The 10,643-nt window shown below is 35.2% G+C and carries 11 protein-coding genes; 3 read left to right on the forward strand and 8 right to left on the reverse strand.

Annotated elements, in window-relative coordinates; all coding sequences use genetic code 11:
- Window position 1: 1 nt before the first annotated feature.
- The 8 genes from purM to purE are packed head-to-tail and all read right to left on the reverse strand — an operon-like array spanning window position 2 to window position 7,908.
- Entirely contained in the window at window positions 2–1,030 is a 1,029-nt protein-coding gene (gene purM, locus IEU88_RS12560; protein WP_096810421.1) for a phosphoribosylformylglycinamidine cyclo-ligase, read from the reverse strand.
- Window positions 1,023–2,510: an amidophosphoribosyltransferase gene (purF, locus tag IEU88_RS12565; RefSeq protein ID WP_096810422.1), complete on the reverse strand. Its 1,488-nt coding sequence runs from the start codon at window positions 2,508–2,510 to the stop codon at window positions 1,023–1,025. The genes purM and purF overlap by 8 nt, the downstream gene beginning before the upstream one ends.
- On the reverse strand, window positions 2,489–4,678 hold the full coding sequence (purL, locus tag IEU88_RS12570) for a phosphoribosylformylglycinamidine synthase subunit PurL (RefSeq protein ID WP_103373510.1): 2,190 nt from the start codon (window positions 4,676–4,678) through the stop codon (window positions 2,489–2,491). The genes purF and purL overlap by 22 nt, the downstream gene beginning before the upstream one ends.
- Window positions 4,671–5,342, reverse strand: coding sequence for a phosphoribosylformylglycinamidine synthase I (gene purQ, locus IEU88_RS12575; RefSeq protein ID WP_096810424.1), 672 nt, complete (start codon window positions 5,340–5,342; stop codon window positions 4,671–4,673). The genes purL and purQ overlap by 8 nt, the downstream gene beginning before the upstream one ends.
- Window positions 5,342–5,602: a phosphoribosylformylglycinamidine synthase subunit PurS gene (gene purS / locus IEU88_RS12580; RefSeq protein ID WP_096810425.1), complete on the reverse strand. Its 261-nt coding sequence runs from the start codon at window positions 5,600–5,602 to the stop codon at window positions 5,342–5,344. Before purS ends, purQ begins: the two co-directional genes overlap by 1 nt.
- Before the next feature lie 2 nt (window positions 5,603–5,604).
- Window positions 5,605–6,306 carry a phosphoribosylaminoimidazolesuccinocarboxamide synthase gene (purC, locus tag IEU88_RS12585; protein WP_096810426.1) on the reverse strand — a complete coding sequence of 234 codons (702 nt, stop codon included), beginning with the start codon at window positions 6,304–6,306 and terminating at the stop codon, window positions 5,605–5,607.
- On the reverse strand, window positions 6,306–7,439 hold the full coding sequence (purK, locus tag IEU88_RS12590) for a 5-(carboxyamino)imidazole ribonucleotide synthase (RefSeq protein WP_103373509.1): 1,134 nt from the start codon (window positions 7,437–7,439) through the stop codon (window positions 6,306–6,308). The genes purC and purK overlap by 1 nt, the downstream gene beginning before the upstream one ends.
- The gene (gene purE / locus IEU88_RS12595; protein WP_096810428.1) at window positions 7,426–7,908 is read right to left on the reverse strand and encodes a 5-(carboxyamino)imidazole ribonucleotide mutase; all 483 of its coding nucleotides are present in this window, start codon (window positions 7,906–7,908) and stop codon (window positions 7,426–7,428) included. Before purE ends, purK begins: the two co-directional genes overlap by 14 nt.
- Window positions 7,909–8,112: 204 nt before the next feature.
- On the opposite strand from purE, the gene folD reads away from it, so the two are divergent.
- The 3 genes from folD to qoxA form a co-directional block, all read left to right on the forward strand.
- Complete coding sequence (folD, locus tag IEU88_RS12600) at window positions 8,113–8,970, forward strand: bifunctional methylenetetrahydrofolate dehydrogenase/methenyltetrahydrofolate cyclohydrolase FolD (RefSeq protein ID WP_096810429.1); 858 nt, start codon at window positions 8,113–8,115, stop codon at window positions 8,968–8,970.
- A gap of 607 nt (window positions 8,971–9,577) precedes the next feature.
- Window positions 9,578–9,895: an immunoglobulin-like domain-containing protein gene (locus IEU88_RS12605; protein WP_103373508.1), complete on the forward strand. Its 318-nt coding sequence runs from the start codon at window positions 9,578–9,580 to the stop codon at window positions 9,893–9,895.
- 267 nt (window positions 9,896–10,162) lie between these two features.
- A partial coding sequence (gene qoxA, locus IEU88_RS12610) for a cytochrome aa3 quinol oxidase subunit II (protein ID WP_188350419.1) occupies window positions 10,163–10,643 on the forward strand: 481 nt, incomplete at its 3' end.

Below are 10,643 nucleotides of genomic sequence, written 5' to 3' on the forward strand. Positions count from 1 at the left end.
TTTATACCCCCATTAAGCGAATTGGCTCTTCGCCTTTAACTATTTCTCCGATTTTATAAGCATTTATCTGTTCGGCTTTTAATGCATCCAACACTTTAGATTCATCCTGAGCATCTACAATTAATGTAAAACCGATACCCATATTAAACACGTTATACATTTCTTCTTTTGTTATATCACCCTGGTTTTGTAGCCATTCGAATATTTTCGGCGTCGGGAACTGCGTTACGTCAATCATTGCAGTTACACCGTTTGGCAATGCTCTAGGTATATTCTCAATAAATCCGCCACCAGTGATGTGTGTCATGGCATGTATTTGTATTTGTTTTTTTACTGTTAATACAGGTTTGACATACAAGCGTGTAGGTTCTAGAAAAACATCTAAATACGTGCGATCCACATCAAATTTATCTTGTAAATTAACACCAGATTTTTTAATGATATTTCTAACTAAACTGTAACCATTTGAATGTATCCCACTCGATTCAAGTCCAATAATCACATGACCTGGTTTTACCGTAGAACCATCTATATAAGCCTCTTTTTCAACTGCACCTACTGCAAAGCCAGCTAAATCATATTCACCTTCGTGATACATTTCTCCCATTTCTGCAGTTTCACCGCCGATAAGCGCTGTATTCGTTTCTTCACAACCGTCGCTAACCCCTTTGACGATTTGTTCTATCACTTCTGGAATTACTTTGTTTGTAGCAATATAATCTAAAAAATATAAAGGTTCTGCACCAGTCGTTAAAATATCGTTAACGCACATCGCAACTGCATCGATACCAATCGTATCGTGTTTGTCATTATCAATTGCTAACTTTAATTTAGTACCAACGCCATCGGTACCTGAAACGAGTAACGGCGCTTTCATATTTAATTGAGATAAATCAAACGTAGCACCAAAACCGCCCAATCCACCTAATACTTCTTTTCGCATTGTTCTTTGAACGTGACTTGACATACGTTCAACTGCTTCATATCCTGCGTTAATATCAACACCTGCTTGTTGGTATGCTTTAGACATTTAAATTACCCTCTCTATCAAAGTATTGTTTATGATTTGCTAAATATTCTTTTTGGCGTTCGCTTAAATTTTCAAGATAATCTTTTTCATAATCATAAAGACCAGCAGGGTAATCACCAGTAAAGCTTTCCACACATAGCCCCTTGTATGGCGCGTCTACTTCAAGGCCGATAGAATCGATTAAGCCATCTACTGTTAAATAAGCTAAAGAGTCAGACCCAATGTGATTACTAATTTCTTCTGGTGATTTGTTCGCTGATATAAGTTCAGCTGTTGTTGAGACATCTATGCCATAAAAACTTGGAAACATAAACTCAGGAGAAGCGATACGTACATGCACTTCATTTGCGCCAGAATCTTTAAGCATCTGAACGATGCGTTTACTTGTAGTACCTCTTACAATTGAATCATCTACCAGTACAATATTTTTGCCTTGCACAATATCTTTTACAGCTGATAATTTAACTCTCACGCCTTGTTCGCGTAACTCTTGTGTCGGTTGAATAAACGTGCGTGCTACATATTGATTTTTCACTAAGCCCATTTCATAAGGTAAACCACTCTGCTCAGCATAACCTGAGGCTGCTGAAAGCGAGGAATTGGGGACGCCAATAACCATGTCTGCATTTTCAACTGGGCTTTCTAAAGCTAATTGCTTACCTGATTGTTTTCGGATTGCATGAACATTTTTTCCTGCGATGGTAGAATCTGGTCTAGCAAAATAAATATATTCCATAGCTGATATTGCTGTATTTGTATGTCTCGTATATGATTCCACGCGAATACCTTCGTCGTCGATAACAACATATTCACCAGCATGAATATCTCTCACAAACTCTGCACCTAAAACATCAATAGCGCATGTCTCACTTGCAAGGATATATGAGCCTGTTTTCATCTTGCCTACTACTAATGGTCGGATAGCATTTGGATCAACAGCACCATATAAAGCATCTTTTGTTAACAATGCAAATGTAAAACCACCTTTGATTTTACGTAAACTCTCTTGTAATGCCGCTTCAAATGTAGGCGCTTTACTTCTACGAATTAAATGCATAATTACTTCTGTATCTGATGAAGAATGGAAAATAGAACCTTGATGTTCAAGCGATCTTCTTAAACTTTGTGCGTTAATTAAGTTTCCGTTATGACAAACTGCAACGCTCATATCGTAAAAATGATATAAAAATGGTTGAATATTTTCTATACCTTTATTACCTGATGTTGCATATCGTACATGGCCAATCGCATGTTGATAGGATTTAAATGATTCTAATTGTGTGTCTGAAATAGCCTCAGTCAAAAGACCAAGTCCTCTTTCTCCAATAAGTGTCTCTCCATTTGAACACACCATTCCTGCGCCCTCTTGACCTCTATGTTGTAAACTATGTAGCCCCATATAAGTCAGTTGTGCTGCTTCATGGTGATTCCAGATGCCAAAAACACCACACTCTTCGTTTAATCCGTTGTAGTCATACATTTAGGAATAGCTCCTTCCCATAGTTCATTCAATTCATTAACATCACGTGTTACTTTAGTATTTTTGTTAGAAACTACAAATTTTCCATCTTGTGTAAATGACCCAACCTTGATTGCGCAATCAAGATCTAATGATTGGTTCTCTTTTACGGAAACAATATAACGCCCTTGCGTTTCGCTGAACAGTTGTTCATTCGTAAGCGCTAGTTCTACTTCTAGCCCTAATTGATAATGCGCACTTAAACGAGCAAACGTCATTAATAATCCGCCTTTTCCAACTGTTTGAACATGAGAAGCTACACCGTTACGAATTGCAGTTTTAATTGCTTCACCTTTACGTACCTCACCTGATAAATCTATCGCTTCAAATTCATGATTTACTTTACTATATAGCAATTTCTCAATTTGACTGCCACCAAAATCATCATTTGTATCACCCACGATATAAAGTGTGTCGCCTGCTTTTGGTGAGAAATCAGTTAAATAATCAATGTCTTCAATTAATCCAACCATACCAACTACTGGTGTTGGGAATATTGACGTTTCTTTTGTTTCATTATAAAGTGAAACATTTCCAGACACTACTGGCGTACTCAATATTTCACAAGCTTCTGACATACCTTTTGTAGAATCAGCTAATTGTTGATAAATTTCCTTTTTCTCTGGCGAACCGTAATTTAGGCAATCAGTCATAGCTAAAGGCGTAGCACCAACAGAAATTAAATTGCGATACGCTTCTGCAACAACCATTTTCCCCCCTTCATAAGGGTTGTTGAACACATAACGCGCTTCACCGTCAATCGTAGATGCGATTGCTTTATTAGTGCCTTCTACTCGAACTACAGATGATTGTAATCCTGGTTTCACAATTGTATTAGCACCGACTTGTTGATCATATTGTTCATATAAATATCGCTTTGAAGCAATCGTTGGATGTTGTAATAAACGTTCAAATACATCTTCTACATCAATATGACTGTAATCATTCTTACTAGCATTATATTGTGGCGCTACTCCTTCTAAGACATAAACAGGCGCTTCATCAGATAAAGGTTGAACAGGTATATCAGCGAAAACGTCGCCTTTATATGTAAGTACAAAACGATCTGTATCTGTCACCTCTCCAATTACAGCGCTATCTAATTCATGTTTATCAAAAAGGTCTAAGAATTTGTCTTCCGTACCTTTTTCTACTACTATAAGCATGCGTTCTTGTGTTTCTGATAACATCATTTCATACGGAGAAATACCTTGTTCTCTCGTTGGCACCTTCTCTAGTTGTAAATGTAAACCGCTACCACCTTTTGCTGCCATTTCTGAAGAAGATGACGTCAAACCGGCTGCTCCCATGTCTTGGATACCTACCAATTCTTCGAAAGTTATCGCTTCTAAAGTTGCTTCCATTAATTTTTTACCAACAAATGGATCACCAATTTGTACTGAAGGTCGCTTACTTTCACTATCTTCACTTAATTCTTCAGATGCAAAAGTTGCCCCGTGAATACCATCACGTCCTGTTTTTAATCCAACATAGATAACTGAATTTCCGTTACCTTTAGCGGTGCCTTTTTGAATTTTATCGTGGTCAATAATACCTACACACATAGCATTTACCAATGGATTACCATCATATCTGTCGTCAAACTCTATTTCACCAGCTGTTGTTGGTATGCCAATACAGTTACCATAACCACCAATGCCAGCTACCACACCACGTAATAAGCGACGATTTTGCTTTTCTGTTAATTCGCCAAAACGTAAGCTATTTAACAAATTAATTGGTCTAGCGCCGATTGAAACAATATCTCTGATAATACCCCCAACACCAGTGGCAGCACCTTGATACGGTTCTACAGCTGATGGATGGTTATGAGATTCAACTTTGAAAACTACCGCTTGATTATCCCCGATATCAACGACACCAGCACCTTCACCAGGCCCCATTAATACATGTTCCCCTGATGTTGGGAATTGAGTTAAAAACGGCTTAGAATGTTTATACGAACAATGTTCACTCCACATTACAGAAAAAATACCAATTTCAGTAAAATTTGGCTCACGTCCTAAAATTTCACAAACTTTGTCGTATTCTGCCTCTGACAAGCCCATATCTTTGTATAATTTTTCTAATTTAATTTCTTCAACACTCGGTTCGATAAACTTAGACATTTTGTTCCCTCCAACTATTCACCATTGCTTCAAATAATCTTACGCCACTGTCTGTTCCTAATATAGTTTCAATTGCACGTTCAGGATGAGGCATCATCCCACAAACATTACCTTTTTCATTTACAATTCCTGCAATATCATTATACGAACCATTTGGATTATCCATATATTTTAAAATAATTTGATTATTCGCTTCTAATTTGTCATACATTTCAGATGTGCAGTAGTAATGTCCTTCGCCATGTGCTACTGGATAAACAACAACCTCATTCTCACTATATAAATTTGTATATGGCGTTTGGTTATTAACCACTTTCAAAGACTCATTTCGGCTTACAAATAAATGTGAATCATTGTGCAATAAAGCGCCAGGGAGTAAACCAATTTCAGTAAGTATTTGGAAACCATTGCAAACACCTAATACTGGTTTACCTTCTTCTGCAAAACGTTTCACTTCTTCAGTAATAGGAGCGACACTTGCCATGGCACCTGATCGTAAGTAGTCACCAAATGAAAAGCCTCCAGGAATAAGCACACCATCATACCCCTCTAACGATATATTCCTATAATCTACATACTCCGCTTGGACTCCTGATTTTACTGCTGCATTATACATATCTCTATCACAATTGGAACCTGGAAATTTTAGCACTGCAAATTTCATTATGCTTTCTCTCCTTCTTCCAATACTTTATAGCTATATTCTTCAATTACTGTATTTGCAAATAGTTTTTCACTTAAAGTAGTAACAACGTTATGTACCGCAGCATCTGTCGCTTCATCTACTGTCATATATAGTACTTTACCAACACGAATATCATTCACTTGTGTGTAGCCTAAATCATGTACTGCACGATTTAACGCTTGTCCTTGTGTATCTAAAACCTGTGGTTGTAATGTGATATGCAATTCAATTGTCTTCATTTTTAAAGTTCCTCCAATTTATTAAGAAAAGTTTGATAAGTTTCTATGATTGAGCCAGTATCCTCACGATAAACATCTTTATCGAAGTTAGTATCACTGTATTTATCCCAAATACGGCATGTGTCTGGTGAAATTTCATCTGCTAAAATAATTTGACCACTTTTATTTCGACCAAATTCTATTTTGAAATCGACCAATCTCAATTCCATTTCATCCATTAATTGAACTAACACAGCGTTTATTGCTTTTGCTGCATTTTTTAATAATTCAATATCTTCTTCACTTGCTAAATGTAATAATTGGATATGATCTTCTGTAATTAAAGGATCATTTAAGTTGTCATTCTTATAGAAGAATTCCACAAGCGGGCTTTCAAATTCATGTCCTTTTTCAAACCCTAAACGCTTAGTGATAGAACCTGCAGCGATATTTCTCACTACTACTTCCAAAGGGATAATATCAACTGATTTTACAAGTTGCTCCGTTTCTGATGTCTGCTCGATAAAATGACTCTCTATACCACGTGCTTTAATAAAATTGAAGATTCTAGAAGTAATTTGATTATTCAAGCGTCCTTTACCTTCTATATAATCTTTTTTTGCACCATTACCTGCTGTCACTTCATCTTTATATTCGACACGAAGTACACCAGGTTGCTCTGTTGAAAAGATTCGTTTAGCTTTCCCTTCATATAATAAAGACATTATTTATGTCTCCCTTCAAAATGATTTAACAAAGCCTGTTCAGTTTGATCTACATCATTCGTTAGCATCGTGAGATGTCCCATTTTTCTATCAGGCTTACGGTTTATTTTTCCATATATGTGTACATGCCATTCAGGATGGCCCCCAAACTCATTTTCTAGTAAATCTAAGTCTCTACCTAATAAGTTCATCATTACGCTAGGTTTTAATAAATTAATCTTTTCTGGTAGGCGTTGACCTGTAACCGCCAATATATGTGTATCAAACTGCGAATAATCACACGCTTCTATGGAATAATGTCCAGAATTATGCGGTCGTGGTGCAATCTCGTTTACAAATAAATGATTGTTTGAATCTATGAAAAATTCCACCGTAAATGTCCCAATAAAGTGTACATGTTCAATTATTTTTTCAACTTCATTTCGCGCCTCTTGTTCTTTTTGGACATCGACACGTGCAGGAACAATCGTCTTAAATAATATTTGATTTTGATGTTCATTCTCTTGTAGAGGAAAATAAGTAATTTGGTTATTATTACCAATTGTTACTGTAAGCGAAACTTCCTTTTGCAAATCTAAAAATTGTTCAGCAACACATTCTTGCTTTTCAACTAATACTTTTGCTTTATTCAAATCTGATTCATTAGTAATAAGTGCTTGACCTTTGCCATCATAACCACCAAATCTTGTTTTTATGATAAATGGAAAACCAATTTCTTCTATAGCACGAGTTAAATCATTTGGGTCTGATAACTTTATAAATGGCGCTATTTGCGTTTGAGCATTTTGCAACGTTTGTTTTTCAACTAATCTATCTTGTAATAATTGAATCGCTTGGTAACCTTGAGGAATATTATATTTAGAGACTAGCGTTTGTAATTGACTAGCCGAGATATTTTCAAATTCATAAGTGATCACGTCAGACAATTCACCTAATTGCGCAAGTGATTGTTCGTCATCATAGTTGGCATTTATAAATTGATGTGCTACATATTGACACGGACAATTTTCATCAGGATCTAGCACAATGACTTTATAACCCATCTTCTGTGCTGATAGTGCCATCATTTTCCCTAATTGTCCTCCACCGATAATGCCAATCGTTGATCCAAATGGTAATTTACTGAAGTTCATGTTGCATTTCACTCACTTTCTCAATCAGTGATTTTTCGTAATTTTCCAAATTCTTTTGGATATCTTTATTACCAATACTGAGCATTCTGGCAGCTAAAACACCTGCATTTTTAGCTCCTGCTTTACCTATAGCTGTTGTCGCAACTGGAATACCGCCTGGCATTTGTACAATAGACAAGAGAGAATCCAAACCTTTTAAACTTTTAGATTCAATTGGCACGCCTATGACTGGTAATGTTGTCATTGATGCAACCATACCTGGTAAATGTGCTGCACCACCTGCTCCAGCAATAATGACGTCGTAACCATTATCTCTGGCTCCTTTAGAAAACTCATACATTAATTGAGGCGTACGATGTGCTGAAACTACTTTCTTTTCGTACGGTATTTCTAGTTGTTCTAACATTTGGCAACTTTCTTTCATAGTCTCCCAATCGGAAGAACTACCCATTATGACTACCACTTTCAAAATGAACACCCTTTCAGAAATTTGAAATGTTATGACTATTAGATGTATATTACAGATATAGCATAACAACTAAAAAACGCTTTTTCAATCAAAAATCGAACTTTAAAGTTAAAAAAACATTAAATTTACGTCTTTTGGTTGAAAAACGTGGTGTTATTTATGTTAAAGTTAAGTAAAGTTCATACATTGGAGGAGGATTTTTTCATGGTCGCAAAAGTTTTAGACGGGAAACAAATCGCAAAGGATTACAGACAAGGTCTAAAAGACCAAGTCGAAGCTTTACAAGCGAAGGGTTATACACCAAAATTATCAGTTATTCTTGTAGGTAATGATGGCGCAAGTCAAAGTTATGTGAATTCTAAAAAGAAAGCAGCAGAAAAGATCGGTATGATTTCAGAAATTGTACATTTAGATGAATCTGCTTCAGAAGAAAAAGTTTTAAGCGAACTTAAACGCTTAAATGAAGATGACAGTGTAAGTGGCATTTTAGTTCAAGTACCACTACCAGAACAAGTAAGTGAACAAAAAGTTTTAGAATCAATTAATCCAGCTAAGGATGTTGACGGGTTCCACCCTGAAAATATTGGTAAACTTTATATCGACCAACAGACTTTCGTTCCTTGTACCCCTCTAGGTATTATGGAATTACTAAACCATGCTGATATTGATTTAGAAGGAAAAGATGCAGTCGTCATTGGTCGTAGCCACATTGTTGGTCAGCCAGTATCGAAATTATTATTACAAAAAAATGCTTCAGTTACGATTCTTCATTCAAGAACTAAAGACATGCATCAACATTTAAAAAATGCTGATGTTATCGTTAGTGCTGTAGGTCGTCCAGGGCTTGTAACTAAAGATGATGTAAAAGAAGGCGCAGTTGTTATCGACGTAGGAAACACACCGGATGAAAATGGCAAATTAAAAGGTGATATTGCATACGATGAAGTTAAAGAAATAGCAGGTGCTATTACACCAGTTCCAGGTGGTGTTGGCCCTATGACGATTACAATGGTATTAAATAATACACTTATTGCAGAAAAAATGCGTAGAGGTATCGAATAATACGCTTTTTATTTGAATAAAAATAAATGGGCCCGGGTCATAAATAATGCTTGGGCTCGTTTATTATATAGACAATAGATAACATACAAAGTGTCACTTCTAAATAACACTTTTAAAACATTAATTCTCTAAAGTGCGTTTTCTTTCATATCATTTTAAATTCTTATATGTTTAGATAACAGAAGTATTACAAATAAAAAATGTCAATTAACATATAATAAATGATTGACTTCTAACTAATTGATAATGAATATAGCAAAATGGCTTATAATTATAGCCAGCGCAACTTTATATAAATTCACAGTAACGCATCTTGAAATATCTTTTTATAATAAATTCACTTCTATCTACTGAAAACTTACTAACATTACAACACAGTTTTATAAACAGAATAATTATTTTCTTCTTATTAGATTCATATATGAACGTTTGCCAATTTCTATCACTATATGCGAATTATTACATTTAATTGAATTTTTTCTGAAAATTATAACTGAATTTACACTTCTACGTTATATTAGGACTATAGTACGATGTTTTATCATCTAAAATAAAATATAGTGTAATTAAGATAAAATTAAATGACGCTCATACGGAGGTTTACGTTATGAACAAATTACTACAGTCATTATCAGCATTAGGTGTCTCTGCCACACTCGTTTCACCTAACCTTAGCGCAGAAGCTACAGAAAATTCTATACCTGAGTTAAAAGGAACGAACGATATAGTAATAAATAAAGGGAATAACTACAATCTATTAAATGGTGTACGTGCGTATGATAAAGAAGATGGTGACTTAACGCATAAAATCATAGTAGATGGTCAAATTAATACAGATAAAAAAGGAAAATATAAAGTTGAATACAAAGTAGAAGATTCAGAAGGCGCTACAAATAAATCTGTAAGATATATCGAAGTAAAATAAACGAAATTATTCATACATATCTGATTATAATATTGAGTGCTAATCAGTAAGCAAATAGTGTGAAATTATCCTATCGCCTTAAATATGACACTTTTCACAAAATGTACACATAATTTTAACAAATCTTTAAAAGCCCGTCAGACGTTGAGTTTGTTGGGTTTCTTTTAATTTTACAATATTTTTTTTTACACAAACACTTGTAAATATTGCGTAATATCTTAAAATTGATGGTAAGCCCTACAATTGTAGTATTAGGAGGTCAAAAAAGTGTCAAAATTTAAGTCTTTGCTTCTACTCTTTGGCTCACTAATTGTACTTAGTGGCTGTTCCAATGTAGAAGTTTTAAACCCAAAAGGGCCGGTAGCAAGTGACTCGAAGTTCTTGATTATTTACTCAATCATCTTCATGCTTGTTATTATTGCCGCCGTGCTTATCATGTTTGCTCTGTTTCTATATAAATATAGATTACACAAAACAGACGAATCTGGTAAGATGCACCACAATTCTTTAATTGAAACAATTTGGTTTGTTATCCCGGTAATCATTGTTATCGCTTTAGCTATTCCTACAGTAAAATCACTTTACATGTATGAAGAAACGCCGGAAAAACAAGACGATCCCCTTGTTGTCTATGCAACAAGCGCTGGTTATAAGTGGTTCTTCAGTTATCCTGAAGAAAAAGTTGAAACTGTTAACCACTTAACCATACCTAAAGATCGACCTGTTGTCTTCAAACTCCAATCAATGG

This window comes from Staphylococcus nepalensis (assembly GCF_014635045.1).
In the GTDB taxonomy this organism is placed as follows: domain Bacteria; phylum Bacillota; class Bacilli; order Staphylococcales; family Staphylococcaceae; genus Staphylococcus; species Staphylococcus nepalensis.